Genomic DNA, 14,489 nt, shown 5'->3' with positions numbered 1-14,489 from the left:
AAGAATATCCCTGCTTATCTACTATCGCCCTCACGCCGCAAGCAGTGCCGCCACTGCGAGGCACTATTCATTTCAGGAGCGAGACCATGAGCGCATCTCTACGTAGCGTCGACGGCCAGGACGAAGCAGCCATTTTGCGTGAGATCCAGAGCGCCCTGCGCGATCTGCGGTTTGGCGCGGTGGAAATTACTGTGCACAACGCCCAAGTGGTACAGATCGAACGCAAAGAAAAATTCCGTTTGCAGAACCCGGGTAACAAACCGAGCTAAGCAAAAACGGCGATTCGCATGCTAGACCCGCAATTATAAGAAAAAGCCAACACCCAAGAATTTCAGGAGCCTTCTATGTCGTCGATTCGCCGTTATGCCCTGGCCGCCCTGGCCAGTGCCGTGTTTGCCGGTTCCGCTGTTGCCAAGGACTACGAGTTGCTCAACGTCTCGTACGACCCGACCCGTGAGCTGTACCAGGACTACAACGCTGAGTTCACCAACTTCTGGAAACAGTCCCACCCAGGTGACAACGTCAAGATCCAGCAATCCCACGGTGGCTCGGGCAAGCAAGGCCGGGCAGTGATCGACGGCCTGCGCGCCGACGTAGTGACCCTGGCCCTGGCCGGCGACATCGACGAAATCGCCAAGTTGGGCAAGACCCTGCCGGAAAACTGGCAGACCCGCCTGCCGGACGCCAGCACCCCGTACACCTCGACCATCGTGTTCCTGGTGCGCAAGGGCAACCCTAAAGGCATCAAGGATTGGGGCGACCTGATCAAGAAAGACGTTTCGGTGATCACCCCGAACCCGAAAACCTCCGGCGGTGCGCGCTGGAACTTCCTCGCCGCCTGGGCCTACGGCCTGAAATCCGGTGGCAGCGAAGCCAAGGCGCAGGAATACGTGAAAGAGCTGTTCAAGCACGTGCCGATCCTCGACACCGGCGCCCGTGGCTCGACCATCACCTTCGTCAACAACGGTCAGGGTGACGTGTTGCTGGCCTGGGAAAACGAAGCGTTCCTGGCCCTGAAAGAAGACGGCGGCGCCGACAAGTTCGACATCGTCGTGCCTTCCCTGTCGATCCTCGCGGAGCCGCCAGTGGCCGTGGTCGACAAGAACGCCGAGAAAAAGGGCAATACCGAGATCGCGACCGAATACCTCAAGCACCTGTACAGCCCGGCTGGCCAGGAGATTGCGGCGAAGAACTTCTACCGCCCACGCGATGCAAAAGTTGCCGCCAAATACGCCCAGCAGTTCCCGAAACTGGACCTGGTGACTATCGACAAAGACTTCGGCGGCTGGAAAACTGCCCAACCGAAATTCTTCAATGACGGTGGCGTGTTCGACCAGATCTACACGGCGCAGTAAGCCAAACTACCGGTAGGAGCCCGCCTTTCGGCGGGAGCTGGGCTTGTGTGGGAGCTGGCTTGCCTGCGATAGCATCACCTCGGTGCGACTGATACACCGAGGTGCCTGCATCGCGGGCAAGCCCGGCGCCCACGGAAGCGCCAGCTCCTGCAGGAAGCGCGCTCCTACAGTGGTATCTACCCGCTAACCAAGGACTCTTATGTCGCGTCGTATTTCCCCCGTCATACCCGGCTTCGGGCTGACGCTGGGCTACACCGTGGTGTACCTCAGCCTGATCGTACTCATCCCCCTCGCGGCGATGTTTGTACACGCCGCTCAACTCACTTGGGATCAGTTCTGGAACATCATTTCCGCACCGCGCGTGCTGGCGGCGTTGAAACTGAGCTTCAGCACCGCGCTGTATGCCGCGCTGATCAATGGCGTGATCGGCACGCTGCTGGCCTGGGTGCTGGTGCGCTACACCTTCCCCGGACGCAAGATCATCGATGCGATGATCGACCTGCCGTTCGCCCTGCCCACCGCCGTGGCCGGTATCGCGCTGACGGCGCTGTACACGCCGACCGGCCTGGTCGGCCAGTTCGCCACTGACCTGGGCTTCAAGATCGCCTACACCCCGCTGGGCATCACCCTGGCGCTGACGTTCGTCACCCTGCCGTTCGTGGTGCGCACCGTGCAGCCGGTACTCGCCGATATCCCCCGGGAAATCGAAGAAGCCGCCGCCTGCCTGGGCGCCAAGCCGCTGCAAGTGTTCCGCTACATCCTCGTGCCCGCGCTGCTGCCTGCCTGGCTGACCGGTTTCGCCCTGGCTTTTGCCCGTGGCGTCGGCGAGTACGGTTCGGTGATTTTCATCGCCGGCAACATGCCGATGAAAACCGAGATCCTGCCGCTGCTGATCATGGTCAAGCTCGACCAGTACGACTACCACGGCGCCACGTCCATCGGTGTGCTGATGCTGGTGGTTTCCTTTATTTTGCTGCTGCTGATCAACTTGCTGCAGCGTCGCATCGAACACCCATAAGGAGGCGCGGAACATGTCCCAATCGTCTATTTCCGCCGCGTCTTCGGCCAACGCTGCCCGTCGTGGCAGCGCGGTGTCGCGACGCATCCTGATCAGCCTCGGCTGGCTGGTGTTCTTCCTGTTCCTGCTGCTGCCGCTGTTTATCGTGGTGTCCCAGGGGTTGAAGAATGGCCTCGGCGCATTCTTCACCGCGATCCTCGAACCCGACGCGCTGTCGGCGCTGAAACTCACGGTCATCGCCGTGGTGATTTCGGTACCGCTCAACGTGGTGTTCGGGGTCAGCGCCGCGTGGTGCGTGAGCAAGTACTCGTTCCGTGGCAAGAGCATCCTGGTCACGCTGATCGACCTGCCGTTCTCGGTCTCGCCGGTGATCGCGGGCCTGGTCTATGTGCTGATGTTCGGCGCCCAGGGCTTCTTCGGCCCATGGCTGCAAGACCATGACATCCAGATCGTGTTCGCCTTGCCCGGCATCGTGCTCGCGACCATTTTTGTCACCGTGCCCTTCGTTGCGCGTGAACTGATCCCGCTGATGCAGGAGCAGGGCACCCAGGAAGAAGAGGCCGCGCGCCTGCTCGGTGCCAACGGCTGGCAGATGTTCTGGCATGTCACCGTGCCGAACATCAAATGGGGCCTGATCTACGGCGTGGTGCTGTGTACCGCACGGGCCATGGGTGAGTTCGGCGCGGTGTCGGTGGTGTCCGGCCACATTCGCGGCGTGACCAACACCCTGCCGCTGCACGTCGAGATTCTCTACAACGAATACAACCACGTCGCTGCGTTTGCGGTGGCGAGTCTGTTGCTGATCCTGGCGCTCTTCATCCTGCTGCTCAAGCAGTGGAGCGAGAACCGTATTAATCGCCTGCGTGCCAGTGCGGCTGAGGAATAAGTCATGTCGATTGAAGTCCGTAATGTCAGCAAGAATTTCAACGCCTTCAAGGCCCTGAACAGCATCAATCTGGACATCCAGAGTGGCGAGCTGGTGGCGTTGCTCGGCCCGTCCGGCTGCGGCAAGACCACCTTGCTGCGCATCATTGCCGGCCTGGAAACCCCGGATGACGGCAGCATCGTGTTCCACGGTGAAGACGTCTCCGGCCACGATGTGCGTGATCGCAACGTCGGTTTTGTGTTCCAGCACTACGCGCTGTTCCGCCACATGACGGTGTTCGACAACGTCGCCTTCGGCCTGCGCATGAAGCCGAAAAACCAGCGCCCGAGCGAAAGCCAGATCGCGGTCAAGGTGCATGAGCTGTTGAACATGGTGCAGCTGGACTGGCTGTCGGATCGCTACCCGGAGCAACTCTCCGGTGGCCAGCGCCAGCGTATCGCCCTGGCCCGCGCCCTGGCGGTGGAACCGAAAGTGCTGCTGCTGGACGAACCTTTCGGCGCTCTCGACGCCAAGGTGCGTAAAGAGCTGCGCCGCTGGCTGGCGCGCCTGCACGAAGACATCAACTTGACCTCGGTGTTCGTGACCCACGACCAGGAAGAGGCCATGGAAGTCGCCGACCGTATCGTAGTGATGAACAAAGGCGTGATCGAGCAGATCGGCTCACCGGGCGAAGTGTATGAAAACCCCGCCAGCGATTTCGTTTACCACTTCCTCGGCGACTCCAACCGCCTGCACTTGGGGGAAGACAAGCACGTGCTGTTCCGCCCGCATGAAGTGTCGCTGTCGCGGCATGAACTCGAAGATCACCATGCGGCTGAAGTGCGCGACATTCGCCCACTCGGCGCTACCACGCGGGTGACCTTGAAGGTGGAAGGCCAGAGCGAGCTGATCGAAGCTGAAGTGGTCAAGGATCACGACAGCCTGACCGGCTTGGCGCGCGGTGAGACGTTGTTCTTCAAGCCCAAGGTCTGGCAAAAAGCCTGAGGGCACCGCAACACCCACTGTGGGAGCGGGCTTGCTCGCGAATGCGGTCTATCAGTACTCCATGTACTGACTGACACACTGCATTCGCGAGCAAGCCCGCTCCCACATTCAGGCCTCGCCAGGCTTTAGATCCCGGCGCACCACCGGCCCCGACCGCTCTTCAATCTCCTGCTTGAGCCCCTGGCGCAGCCCCAGCAAAAACGCCAGCTCCGCCACCACAAACAGCGGCCCTACAATCAGCCCCGAGACGTCATCCACAAACGCCGGCTTCCTGCCCTCGTAATAGTGGCCGACAAACTGAATCACCCAGCCCACCACGAACATCCCAATACCGCTGCTGAGCCACACCAGCGTGCTTTGCGCCGCCAGCACATGCCCGGCCCACACGGATAAACCCATCAGTACCGTCATCAGCACACCCAGTGCCAGTTCCAGGCGCAGGTAAAACCACGCCGAAAACAGCGCGACAAGCACCGCCGGCGACAGCCACAGGCTGCCCACCGGCCATTCGGGGCGTGACAGCAGCACGGCCACGGCCACCACGATCAACGGGATGCCGATAAAGTGGCTGGCAATATTGCGCGGGTCGCGGTGGTAGGCAGCGTATTGACTGAGGTGGTCGACGAGGCTTTTCATTGTTGTTCCTCCTGTAGGATGTTTGATCATGCCCTGTCCGCCTGTGACTAACTGTCAGCTGGGCGACAATCTTCGGAGTTCGCATGGACGTAGAGCAATGGCGCTCCCGGTTGGCCACCGGTCACTGGTTCAGCCACCTGCCCGCACCGTTTCAGCATAGCCTGCTGGCGCATGCCCGGTTGCGCCAGCTGGCGCCGGGGCAGTACCTGTTCAAGCGCGGTGATCCGCCCTGTGGCCTGTATGCGGTGCTTGAGGGCACGCTGCGCGTCAGTGCGGTGAATGAGCACGGCAAGGAGGCGGTGTTGAGCCTGGTGGAACTGCCCTACTGGTTCGGCGAAATCTGCCTGTTCGACGGTTTGCCGCGCACCCACGACGCCTGCGCTGTCGGGCCGTGCACGCTGTTGCAGGTGCCGCAGCAGGCGCTGTTGAAAGTCCTCGATGAACACCCCCGTTACTGGCGGGACCTCGCATTGCTGATGAGCCAGAAGCTGCGCCTGAGCTTCATCGGCCTGGAGCAACTGAGCCTGATGCCGGCCTCGGTGCGCCTGGCTCATCGTTTGTTGATGATCGTCGAGGGTTATGGCGATATCGAGCACTCCAGGCGCGTGCTGCAATTGCCCCAGGAAGACCTCGCGGCGATGTTGAGCCTGTCGCGCCAGACCACCAACGCCTTGCTAAAGGACCTGCAAGCCCAGGGCGTCGTGCGCCTGGGGTACGGCGAGATCGAAATCCTCGACGCCCGGCGGCTGCGAGAGGCGGCGCAGACCTGAGGGTGGTAGCCTGCACACCTGATCAATCGAGGTGTGTTATGCGCGTGCTGTTAGTGGAACATGAATCCGAAGAGGCACAGCGGATGGCCCAGGGCTTGAACGAGGCGGGCTACAGCGTGGAAGTCGCCGCCAACGGCATGGCGGCGCAGCGTTTTGTCGAAAGCACCGAGTACGACCTGGTGATCCTGGACGTGATGCTGCCCGGCCTGAATGCCTGGAAATTGCAGCAGGCGATCCGGCAGAAGGGCGCCACGCCGCTGCTGTTCCTGACCACGCCAGGCGGGATTGAAGACCGTCTGCGCGGCCTGGAGCTGCATGAAGATGATTACCTGCTCAAGCCGTTCGAGAGCAAGGCGTTGGTGGCGCGGGTGAAAAAGCTGCTTCGGCGGGACCGGAGCCGGCAACTCTAGTGCCTGAACCATTGCTATCGCAGGCAAGCCAGCTCCCACATTGGAAAGTGTTCACAAATCAAAAAGTGGGAGCCGGGCTTGCCCGCGATGCTGCATTGAAGGATCAGGTTAAGAGGTGTCTGGTCCATCGCATTCGCGAGCAAGCCCGCTCCCACATTGGCAGGTGTTCACAAATCAAAATGTGGGAGCAGGCTGGCCCGCGATGCGGCATTGAAGGATCAGGGTAAGGGGTGTCTGGTCCATCGCTTTCGCGAGCAAGCCCGCTCCCACATTGGCAGGTGTTCACAGATCAAATGTGGGAGCCGGGCTTGCCCGCGATGAGGTGTTGAAGGATCAGGGTAGGGGGTGTCTGGTCCATCGCTTTCGCGAGCAAGCCTGCTCCCACATTTGGAATGCATTCCCCTGTGGGAGCGGGCTTGCTCGCGAAGGGGCCATCACACACACCACAGATTTACTTAGCGCAAGCCATCCCGAAACTGCCCCGGCGTCATCCCCGTCCAACGCTTGAACGCGCGGTTGAAGCTGCTGGTATCGGCAAAGCCGAGCAAATGACTGATCTCGGCCAGTGAGCACTGCAGGTCGCGCAGGTGCAGCAAGGCCAGGTTCTGCCGGCATTCATTGAGCAGTGCATCAAAGCGGCAGCCTTCATCCGCCAGGTGCCGCTGCAGGCTGCGCAGGCTCAAGTGCAAGGCCTGGGCAACGCGCTCGGCACTCGGTTCGCCGTCGGGCAATTGCGCCTCGATGGTCGCACGGACCTTGCGCTCCCAGGTCAGCGGTTGCAGCTGGGCGAGGGTGCGCTTGAGTACGGTTTCGTTGTGCTCGGCCAGTTCCGGGTTGGCGTCGTCCAGATGGCTGTCGAAATCGTGCGCGGCGAATTCAATACGGTCTTCCTCGGCGGCAAAGAACACCGGCGCGCGAAAGACCGTGTGCCACGGCGTGGGATCGGCCGGTGGCGGTCGGCGCAGGTACACCGCCAACGGTGCATAGTCGCGGCCCAGGCGGTTGCGGCAGGTGCGCACGTAGATCGCGGCAAACGCGTCGATGGCTTCCAGCGCCGGCGCCGGGCTGCCGGGCGGTTGCAGCAGGCGAAAACGGTAACGCTCGCCGTCGCCGCTCAGCTCAAGCGCGAGGGCATCGCTGACCACCTGGTGATAGCGCACGATGCGCTCGAACACCTCGCGCAGGCTGCCGCTGGCCACCAGGGCGTACCCCAACGCATGAAACGTGGTGGGGCTGACGAACCGCGACACTCGCAGCCCAATCGCCGGATCGCCGCTGGCCTGCACCGCCAGTTCCCACAACCGCGTGGTGGCTGACAGCGGGTAGCGCGCATTCGGGTCGTCCATCTGCTGTGGGTCGAGCCCGGCCTCGGTGCACAGTGCGGCGCTGTCGAGGCCCAGGGCGTCGAGCTGCTTGCGCAGGGCGCGGGTCCAGCTGGCGAGGGACGTGGGTTCGGTCATGACGATTGGCGCTTGCGGTCAACAGGTTGGCGTGTGCGGCTAGCGTCCGGCAAGAGGGCTTGGTGCAGGATATAGCCATCAATGAACAAGAGGATGGAAGCATGGACGGTACTTCTGCAAGTCCCCAGCAGATGAACGCACAACAACGCTCGGCGCATATTCGTGAAGTGGTGCTCGCCGAAGGCGTCCGGTTGCGCCGGCAGCACCCCTGGCTGCTGCATCAGGACGCATTGGGCGCGGGCATCCTGGCCTTTGCGCTGCTCGGCATGGTCGGTTCGGCGGCGCTGTTTATCACCGGGCACATGGCCTGGTGGGTGTGCCTGCTGCTCAATGCCTTCCTGGCCTCACTGACCCATGAGCTGGAACACGACCTGATCCACAGCATGTACTTTCGCAAGCAACGCCTGCCCCACAACCTGATGATGGGCCTGGTGTGGCTGGCGCGGCCGAGCACGATCAACCCGTGGATCCGCCGGCATCTGCACCTCAACCATCACAAGGTGTCGGGCACCGAGACCGATGTGGAAGAACGCGCGATCACCAACGGCGAGCCCTGGGGCATCGCGCGTCTGCTGATGGTCGGGGACAACATCATGTCGGCGTTCATCCGCATGCTGCGCGCCAAGACCTGGAAGCACAAACTCAGCATCCTCAAGCGCTCATTGCTGGTGTACGCGCCGTTGGCGTTGCTGCATTGGGGCGCCTGGTACGTCTTCCTCGGCTTTCATGCCGCCAACGGCATCGCCAGCGTGATGGGCACGCCCATCGACTGGTCGGCCAGCACTGTGCAGATGATGCAGGTCATCGATATCGCCGCCGTGGTGATCATCGGCCCCAACGTGCTGCGCACCTTTTGCCTGCACTTTGTCAGCTCCAACATGCACTACTACGGCGACGTGGAGCTGGGCAATGTGATCGAGCAAACCCAGGTGTTGAACCCTTGGTGGCTGTGGCCGTTGCAGGCGTTCTGCTTCAACTTCGGCAGCACCCACGGCATCCACCACTTTGTGGTGAAGGAGCCGTTTTACATCCGCCAGATGACGGCCAAGGTGGCGCATGAAGTCATGGCCGAGATGGGCGTGCGCTTCAATGATTTCGGGACGTTTGCGCGGGCCAATCGGCTTGGCTTTCCACCGCCAGCAGCGTCTCGATCAGCGCCTTCGCCGCAGGCGACAAGCGCACCCCAGCGCGGCTGATCACGCCGCAGCGGTTGCTCAGGCTGTCGAGGGCGTGGGGCAGGTTGCGCCAGTGCAACACGCGCAATTCACCGCGGGCAAAGGCATCGACGAAGGCTTCTTCGGCGCCCAGGCCAATGGCGTCCGACTGGCGCACGATGCTGGCCAGCGCGGCAAACTGCTCGAGTTCGATGGCAGGCGCAAAGTCGACGCGCCCGCTGAGGTTGGCCAACAGCTTGCGAATGCCGGGCGCGATCAGCGGCGTGGCCAGCGGGTAGCCGAACAGGTCGTTGGTGGACAGGCTGTCCTTGGCCAGCAGCGGGTGCCCGTCGCGGCAGAAAAACGCACTGCGGCGCGGCGTCAGGGCCTGGGTCTGGAAATTCGGGTCGGCTTCGAAATGGCGCACATCGGCAATAAAGAATTCGATCTCTTCGCGGTTCAGGCTGCGCCCGAGCTTTTCCCAGTTATCCACCTGCAACGCGGTGCGCACCTTGGGGTAGGTGGTGATAAAGCGCGCCATGGCCTGGGGCACCAGGTTCACCGCTGCCACGGCGTCACTGCCCAAGCGCACTTCACCGGCGTCGAGCTTGGTCATGCGCGTGACCTCATGACTGAGCAGCGCTGCGCCTTGCACCAGGCTCAACGCGTGTTGCAGCACCACCTGGCCTTCCGGGGTCGGGCGCAAGTCTTTGTTGGCGCGATCCACCAGCACGCAGCCGAACTCCTGCTCCAGGCCCTGGATGCTGCGGCTGAAGGCCGGCTGGGTGATACCCATGGCATCCGCCGCGCGCACGAAACTGCGGTGCTCGTTGAGCGCGATGAAGTAGCGCAGTTGGCGAAGATCCATGGTGTGCCCGGCATCCTGTAGGAGAACCGGGATTTTAAGGCGGCTTCTTATTCCGTCAACGAAGCATGATTGTTTTATCTAGATCTTAAATGCATATCTATAGAGCGGGGGCCGTGCGGTAGGTCGCCGGGCTGAACACCCGCGTCACCACCAGCATCGTCACCACGGTCACGGTCAGCACGACCCAGGCACTGACGAAGCTGCCGGTCAGCTCACGCAGCGAGCCGGTCAGCCAGGGCGAGAGGGCATTGATCAAGAACCCCACGCCCTGCACAAAGGCCGCCAGTTGCCCGGCCTGGCGCGGGTCGCGATGGTGGTCGAGGGTCAGCAGCAGGCTCAGGGCGAAACACGCACCGAGACCGAAACCGCACAAGGCCACCCACAGGTGCGGATAATCCTGCGGCGCGAGGATCAGGCCGAGGTAACCCACGGTCTGCGCCAGCAGGCTGATGCCAAGCAGGGGCCGGCGGTCGATCCCGCGTTGCGCCAGCACCGGCATCAACAGCGCGGCGATCACCTGGAAGATCGTCATGAACGCCAGCAACGAACCGCTGGGCAACACGCCCCAGCCCAGTTGCTGGTAGTAGGCCGGCAGCCAAGCCACCATGCTCATGTAGCCGCAATTGACCAGGCCGAAATACAGCGCCAGCAGCCAGGCGCGGCGATTGCGCAGGCCCTGGAACGCCGGCGCCACCTGAGGATTTCGCGCCGCGCCGAGGGGCAACCAGGCCCACAACAGCAACGCCCCCAGCGCCGGCAGCAGCCACACGCCGAGCCCCGCCTGCCATTGCTGGAAGTGCGTGGCCACCACCGGGCTGAGCAGTGCCGCCAGCCCGCCACCGGCCATCAGCGAGGCCGAATACACGCCCATCGCCACCGGCACACGGTGATGAAACTCGCGCTTGATCATCGCCGGCACCAATGCCTGTATCAACGCCACACCGGCACCTCCCAGCAGTGCCGTGACCAGCAGTGCCGAACCCTGGCCCATGAGCCAGCGCGCGAGGCACGCCAGCAGGATCATCATCAGGCCCAGGGCGATGCCACGCCGCTCACCCAGGCGTGCCTCCACGCGCACCCCCACCAGCGCCACCAGGCCCATGCACACCACCGGCAGGCTGGTCAGCAGGGCGCTGCTCTGGAAACTCAAGCCGGTGGCCTGGCGAATCTCGCCGAGCAACGGGCTGATGGAACTGAGGATCGGCCGCAGGTTCAGGCCGAGCACCACCAGCAGGCCCCAGCCGGCGAGGGATTTATTCAGGGTCATGCAGGGTTTTCCACTGGTGGTACAACTGGGTCATCGCCGCGTCCGGCAGGTGCTGAATCGGCAGGCGTTGCTCGCTCAAGGGCAAGCCCACCTGCTGCCCGATCGCCGCCGTCGACAGGCCGAACGGCTCGGCCATTTCATTGCTGGCGGCAAACACTACGCGCTGGACACCGCACAAATACATGGCACTCAGGCACATCGGGCAGGGTTGGCCGCTGGCGTAGACCACGCAACCGTCCAGGCGCGCGCCGAGCTGTCGGCTTGCAGCGCGGATCGCCAGTAGCTCGGCGTGGGCGGTGGGGTCCTGGGTCAGGTGAATTTCATTCACGGCCTCCACCAGCACTTCGCCATTGCGCGTCAACACCGCCCCAAAGGGCCGGCCACCTTGGGCGATGTTCGCTTGTGCAAGTCGGATGGCGCGTTGCAGGTGCTGATGATCGTCGGTCATGGAGGCCTCTGGGCAGAATGCAGGGGTGAAGTATGGCCAGCCGCTGAGGTATTCTGAAATTAAATATAACCATGCCAATCAGTGGCAAACGCAATGGTGACAGCGATGTTTGATCCCGTGTTGTTGCGCAGTTTTGTCGCCGTGGTGGACTGCGGCAATTTCACCCGCGCTGCCGAGCGCCTGCACTTGACCCAGTCGACTGTCAGCCAGCAGATCCGCCGCCTGGAAGAAGCAGTGGCGTGCCAGTTGCTGGACCGTGACCAGCGCCATGTGGTGGCCACGGCGGAGGGCGAGCGCCTGCTGGCCTATGCGCGGCGCATCCTCGCGCTGCACGAAGAAGCCGCCGATGTGTTGATCAACCAGCAAAGCGACGGCGTGCTGCGCCTGGGCGTTCCCGAAGACTTCGCCGCCGAACGCCTCATGCCATTGCTTTCGGCGTTTGTGCAGGCATTTCCGCGGGTGCGCCTGGAGGTCACCAGCGGCCTTGGTCCGGAATTGCAGCGCCAGTACCGCAGCGGTGAGTTCGATGTGTTGTTGGTCAAGCAGATGGGCGACAGCGCCGACTGCCTGGCCTCGTGGCCTGAGCCGTTGTGCTGGGTCGACAGCCGCAGCACGCCGTCTCTGGGCCGCGATCCGTTGCCGTTGGTGGCCTTCCCGGTGGGCGGGCTGTACCGCAATGAGATGCTCCAACACCTGGAAGTCGGCGGCTGGCGCTGGCGCATCGGGTATTCCAGCGCAAGCCTGGCCAGTGTGTGTTCAGCCGTGGCGGCAGGATTGGGCATCAGCCTGTTGCCCCGCCGCGTGGTGCAGGCCGGGCATGTGATAGTGGCTGCAGACAGCGGCTTGCCGCCGGTGGAAGGTGTGCGACTGGCGCTGTATGGCCGCACGGGCCTGGGGGCGGCGGGACAGAGTTTGCAGGGTCAATTGCTCGATTTGTGTGCAAACAGCCCTGCTTGAGCCATGCCTTTTCTGAATATTTTTTATGCCTGTAAAGCATCAGAAAACCGCGCGGCGGCGCCAGGCCCCGCAGGACGGGGCTTTGGCGTTTCCGAATGTTTCGTTTATTCAGTTTAGATCTATGTATAACTTTAAAGATTACTTTAAGAGATAAGCGTCTGGCCCCGATGATTCAGCCCTCGACGGCCTCAGGCAGGCCTGTCGGTTTTTTTGTTTCAAAACCGTAGGGAGTGAATCAATGGGCAATGTCCAGACCGCCGCCAGTGCACACGAGGCGCAATGGCGCCAGGCACCGAGTGGTGAGTTGGTCGACCTTGGCCGGCCGCACCGCGCGCCGTTGGGGCAATTGCGTCTGCAGAAAACCCCGAAGCGCTTTTCGAGCCGTCGCGAAGGGATCCTGCTCGGGTTGCTGGTACTGGCCCTGCACGGTGCGGTGATTTATTGGGTGAGCCAGAAGCCCACCCCGGTGCTGCCGATTGTGCCGCCGGAAATCCCGCCGATGACCATCGAATTTTCCCAGCCGGCACCGCCGGTGGTCGAGCCGCCACCGCCTGTTCCGCCGCCACCACCGCCGCCCGTGGTCGAGCCACCGCCACCGGTGGTGGACGAGTTGGCTGCCAAGCCGGCGCCGCCTAAACCGATTCCAAAGCCCAAGCCGAAGCCTGTGCCCAAGCCTGAGCCGAAACCTGCACCCAAGGCGGTCGAGCAACCGCCTGCGCCGCCCACGCCGGCACCTCCGGCTCCGGCGCCAGTGGCTCCGCCTGCACCGGCTCCAGTAACGCCCGCTTCAGCGAACGCGGCGTACTTGAAGAACCCGGCGCCGGAGTATCCGTCACTGGCCCAGCGTCGCGGTTGGGAAGGCACCGTGCTGCTGCGGGTGCATGTACTGGCCAGCGGCAAGCCGGGCGAGATCCAGATCCAGAAGAGCAGCGGTCGCCAGCAACTCGACGACGCCGCACTGGCCGCGGTGAAGCGTTGGAGTTTCGTGCCGGCCAAGCAGGGCGATGTCGCCCAGGACGGCTGGGTCAGCGTACCGATCGATTTCAAGATTCACTAACTATTCGGCTGCGGTGTGTTGCACACGCCGCGACCTGCACAGAGGGAAAACATCATGGCATTAGCATCTCCACTTGAATCCATCGAAAGCGCGGTGATCTGGCTGCTGGTGGTCTTTTCGGTCGCCACCTGGGGCCTGGCCCTGCTCAAGGGCGTGCAGTTCGGTCGCCTCAAGGCGCAGGATCGCAAGTTCCATAAGCAGTTCTGGGCGGCATCCAGCCTGGACTCGGCGGCAGAGCTGGCTGAAACCCAGCCTGGCGCTGCTGCCCGCGTAGCCCAGGCCGGCTATGCCGCGATCCAGGTTGGCGATGCACCGCATGCTGCCGACCTGAGCCAGGCGATCAACCATCAGGACCGTCTTGAACGTGCCCTGCGCCAGCAGATCGTGCGTGAGCGCCGCTCGCTGGAAACCGGCCTGGCCGTGGTCGCCAGTATCGGCAGCACCTCGCCGTTTATCGGTCTGTTCGGCACCGTGTGGGGCATCATGGAAGCGCTCAAGGGCATCAGCGCGGCCGGTTCCGCCAGCCTCGAAACCGTGGCCGGCCCGATTGGTGCCGCGCTGGTCGCCACCGGTGTGGGGATCGCCGTCGCCGTACCGGCGGTGCTGGTCTACAACTATTTCCTGCGTCGCCTGAAGCTCACGGCTGCCGACCTGGACGACTTTGCCCACGACTTCTACAGCCTGGCGCAGAAGAACTCCTTCCGCGTGCTGCTGCACCCGGCCCTGACCAAAAACGCCGCCGGCAACCCGCAAAAAGTGAAGGAGGCGTCCTGAGATGGCCTTCTCCACGCAAGACAGTGATGAGGTGCTGAGCGAGATCAACGTCACGCCGCTGGTGGACGTGATGCTGGTACTGCTGGTGGTGTTTATCGTCACCGCGCCGTTGTTGACCAACGCGATCCCGATCAACCTGCCCAAGACCGAGGCCGTCGCCCCGGTGGAGCAGAAGGACCCGCTGGTGGTGAGCATCGACGGCGCCGGCAAGCTGTTTATCAACAAGGACGAAATCCAGCCGGACCTGCTGGAATTCAACCTGCAGGCGGCCAAGGCCAAGGACCCCGATGTGCGGGTGCAACTGCAGGCCGATGATGGTGTGAACTACGGCGAAGTGGCGCGAGCCATGGCGTCTATCGAGCGCGCGGGCATTACCAAGTTGTCGGTGATTACCGCACGTTAGCTTCAAATGCCTCGACAATTTTTTGGCCGTCTCCTTGGCAGG

General features: G+C 62.8%; 17 protein-coding genes. 12 read left to right on the top strand and 5 right to left on the bottom strand.

Annotation, left to right across the window (positions count from 1 at the left end; genetic code table 11):
• Window positions 1-86: 86 nt before the first annotated feature.
• The 5 genes from oscA to C9990_RS30410 all read left to right on the top strand — a co-directional run bounded on the left by oscA (window position 87) and on the right by C9990_RS30410 (window position 4,243).
• Window positions 87-269: a sulfur starvation response protein OscA gene (oscA, locus tag C9990_RS30435; protein ID WP_003170956.1), complete on the top strand. Its 183-nt coding sequence runs from the start codon at window positions 87-89 to the stop codon at window positions 267-269.
• 75 nt (window positions 270-344) lie between these two features.
• Entirely contained in the window at window positions 345-1,355 is a 1,011-nt protein-coding gene (locus C9990_RS30430) for a sulfate ABC transporter substrate-binding protein (RefSeq protein WP_053137687.1), read from the top strand.
• Window positions 1,356-1,554: 199 nt separating this feature from the next.
• The gene (gene cysT / locus C9990_RS30420; RefSeq protein WP_065899548.1) at window positions 1,555-2,373 is read left to right on the top strand and encodes a sulfate ABC transporter permease subunit CysT; all 819 of its coding nucleotides are present in this window, start codon (window positions 1,555-1,557) and stop codon (window positions 2,371-2,373) included.
• A gap of 13 nt (window positions 2,374-2,386) precedes the next feature.
• Window positions 2,387-3,259 (top strand): sulfate ABC transporter permease subunit CysW, encoded by an 873-nt coding sequence (gene cysW / locus C9990_RS30415; RefSeq protein WP_065899549.1) that lies wholly within the window; start codon window positions 2,387-2,389, stop codon window positions 3,257-3,259.
• A 3-nt stretch (window positions 3,260-3,262) separates the two neighbouring features.
• Window positions 3,263-4,243 (top strand): sulfate/molybdate ABC transporter ATP-binding protein, encoded by a 981-nt coding sequence (locus tag C9990_RS30410; RefSeq protein WP_065899550.1) that lies wholly within the window; start codon window positions 3,263-3,265, stop codon window positions 4,241-4,243.
• A gap of 108 nt (window positions 4,244-4,351) precedes the next feature.
• Here the strand turns inward: C9990_RS30410 and C9990_RS30405 are convergent, their stop codons facing one another.
• Window positions 4,352-4,879 carry a DUF962 domain-containing protein gene (locus C9990_RS30405; RefSeq protein WP_106805469.1) on the bottom strand — a complete coding sequence of 176 codons (528 nt, stop codon included), beginning with the start codon at window positions 4,877-4,879 and terminating at the stop codon, window positions 4,352-4,354.
• 83 nt (window positions 4,880-4,962) lie between these two features.
• Between C9990_RS30405 and C9990_RS30400 the strand changes: the two genes are divergently transcribed.
• Together C9990_RS30400 and C9990_RS30395 are read left to right on the top strand one after the other, a co-directional pair.
• On the top strand, window positions 4,963-5,649 hold the full coding sequence (locus C9990_RS30400) for a Crp/Fnr family transcriptional regulator (RefSeq protein WP_106805468.1): 687 nt from the start codon (window positions 4,963-4,965) through the stop codon (window positions 5,647-5,649).
• 38 nt (window positions 5,650-5,687) lie between these two features.
• On the top strand, window positions 5,688-6,059 hold the full coding sequence (locus tag C9990_RS30395) for a response regulator (protein WP_065899553.1): 372 nt from the start codon (window positions 5,688-5,690) through the stop codon (window positions 6,057-6,059).
• 455 nt (window positions 6,060-6,514) lie between these two features.
• Here C9990_RS30395 and C9990_RS30390 read toward each other — a convergent pair whose 3' ends face one another.
• A complete protein-coding gene (locus C9990_RS30390; RefSeq protein WP_065899554.1) occupies window positions 6,515-7,519 on the bottom strand; it encodes an AraC family transcriptional regulator in 1,005 nt (334 codons plus the stop codon).
• A gap of 101 nt (window positions 7,520-7,620) precedes the next feature.
• On the opposite strand from C9990_RS30390, the gene C9990_RS30385 reads away from it, so the two are divergent.
• Window positions 7,621-8,715, top strand: a complete 1,095-nt coding sequence (locus tag C9990_RS30385) for a fatty acid desaturase (protein ID WP_106805467.1) — start codon at window positions 7,621-7,623, stop codon at window positions 8,713-8,715.
• On the opposite strand, the gene C9990_RS30380 is transcribed toward C9990_RS30385, so the two are convergent.
• From C9990_RS30380 to C9990_RS30370, 3 genes are all read right to left on the bottom strand, one after another.
• A complete protein-coding gene (locus C9990_RS30380) occupies window positions 8,606-9,541 on the bottom strand; it encodes a LysR family transcriptional regulator (RefSeq protein ID WP_083221306.1) in 936 nt (311 codons plus the stop codon). The genes C9990_RS30385 and C9990_RS30380 overlap by 110 nt on opposite strands.
• A gap of 97 nt (window positions 9,542-9,638) precedes the next feature.
• Window positions 9,639-10,808 carry a CynX/NimT family MFS transporter gene (locus tag C9990_RS30375; RefSeq protein ID WP_106805466.1) on the bottom strand — a complete coding sequence of 390 codons (1,170 nt, stop codon included), beginning with the start codon at window positions 10,806-10,808 and terminating at the stop codon, window positions 9,639-9,641.
• A complete protein-coding gene (locus tag C9990_RS30370; protein ID WP_106805465.1) occupies window positions 10,795-11,256 on the bottom strand; it encodes a nucleoside deaminase in 462 nt (153 codons plus the stop codon). The genes C9990_RS30375 and C9990_RS30370 overlap by 14 nt, the downstream gene beginning before the upstream one ends.
• A gap of 105 nt (window positions 11,257-11,361) precedes the next feature.
• Between C9990_RS30370 and C9990_RS30365 the strand changes: the two genes are divergently transcribed.
• The 4 genes from C9990_RS30365 (at window position 11,362) to C9990_RS30350 (ending at window position 14,447) form a co-directional block, all read left to right on the top strand.
• Window positions 11,362-12,213: a LysR family transcriptional regulator gene (locus C9990_RS30365; protein WP_106805464.1), complete on the top strand. Its 852-nt coding sequence runs from the start codon at window positions 11,362-11,364 to the stop codon at window positions 12,211-12,213.
• A gap of 238 nt (window positions 12,214-12,451) precedes the next feature.
• A complete protein-coding gene (locus C9990_RS30360; RefSeq protein ID WP_065899560.1) occupies window positions 12,452-13,270 on the top strand; it encodes an energy transducer TonB in 819 nt (272 codons plus the stop codon).
• A 51-nt stretch (window positions 13,271-13,321) separates the two neighbouring features.
• Window positions 13,322-14,044 (top strand): MotA/TolQ/ExbB proton channel family protein, encoded by a 723-nt coding sequence (locus C9990_RS30355; RefSeq protein WP_106805733.1) that lies wholly within the window; start codon window positions 13,322-13,324, stop codon window positions 14,042-14,044.
• Window position 14,045: 1 nt separating this feature from the next.
• On the top strand, window positions 14,046-14,447 hold the full coding sequence (locus tag C9990_RS30350; protein ID WP_010565408.1) for a biopolymer transporter ExbD: 402 nt from the start codon (window positions 14,046-14,048) through the stop codon (window positions 14,445-14,447).
• The last annotated feature ends 42 nt before the right edge of the window (window positions 14,448-14,489 follow it).

The sequence above is a fragment of the Pseudomonas sp. S5D5 genome, from assembly GCF_003013355.1.
Lineage (GTDB): Bacteria > Pseudomonadota > Gammaproteobacteria > Pseudomonadales > Pseudomonadaceae > Aquipseudomonas > Aquipseudomonas aylmerensis.
Note: the sequence above shows the minus strand (reverse complement) of the source record. Positions and strands in the feature narration are given on the sequence as shown.

Bases quoted from the DNA above. Each gene is read 5' to 3' on its own strand.
- oscA (WP_003170956.1), top strand. From the start codon at position 87: ATGAGCGCATCTCTACGTAGCGTCGACGGCCAGGACGAAGCAGCCATT.
- C9990_RS30430 (WP_053137687.1), top strand. From the start codon at position 345: ATGTCGTCGATTCGCCGTTATGCCCTGGCCGCCCTGGCCAGTGCCGTG.
- cysW (WP_065899549.1), top strand. From the start codon at position 2,387: ATGTCCCAATCGTCTATTTCCGCCGCGTCTTCGGCCAACGCTGCCCGT.
- C9990_RS30385 (WP_106805467.1), top strand. From the start codon at position 7,621: ATGGACGGTACTTCTGCAAGTCCCCAGCAGATGAACGCACAACAACGC.
- C9990_RS30380 (WP_083221306.1), bottom strand. From the start codon at position 9,541: ATGGATCTTCGCCAACTGCGCTACTTCATCGCGCTCAACGAGCACCGC.
- C9990_RS30350 (WP_010565408.1), top strand. From the start codon at position 14,046: ATGGCCTTCTCCACGCAAGACAGTGATGAGGTGCTGAGCGAGATCAAC.
- C9990_RS30370 (WP_106805465.1), bottom strand. From the start codon at position 11,256: ATGACCGACGATCATCAGCACCTGCAACGCGCCATCCGACTTGCACAA.
- cysT (WP_065899548.1), top strand. From the start codon at position 1,555: ATGTCGCGTCGTATTTCCCCCGTCATACCCGGCTTCGGGCTGACGCTG.
- C9990_RS30390 (WP_065899554.1), bottom strand. From the start codon at position 7,519: ATGACCGAACCCACGTCCCTCGCCAGCTGGACCCGCGCCCTGCGCAAG.
- C9990_RS30405 (WP_106805469.1), bottom strand. From the start codon at position 4,879: ATGAAAAGCCTCGTCGACCACCTCAGTCAATACGCTGCCTACCACCGC.
- C9990_RS30360 (WP_065899560.1), top strand. From the start codon at position 12,452: ATGGGCAATGTCCAGACCGCCGCCAGTGCACACGAGGCGCAATGGCGC.
- C9990_RS30400 (WP_106805468.1), top strand. From the start codon at position 4,963: ATGGACGTAGAGCAATGGCGCTCCCGGTTGGCCACCGGTCACTGGTTC.
- C9990_RS30365 (WP_106805464.1), top strand. From the start codon at position 11,362: ATGTTTGATCCCGTGTTGTTGCGCAGTTTTGTCGCCGTGGTGGACTGC.
- C9990_RS30375 (WP_106805466.1), bottom strand. From the start codon at position 10,808: ATGACCCTGAATAAATCCCTCGCCGGCTGGGGCCTGCTGGTGGTGCTC.
- C9990_RS30395 (WP_065899553.1), top strand. From the start codon at position 5,688: ATGCGCGTGCTGTTAGTGGAACATGAATCCGAAGAGGCACAGCGGATG.
- C9990_RS30410 (WP_065899550.1), top strand. From the start codon at position 3,263: ATGTCGATTGAAGTCCGTAATGTCAGCAAGAATTTCAACGCCTTCAAG.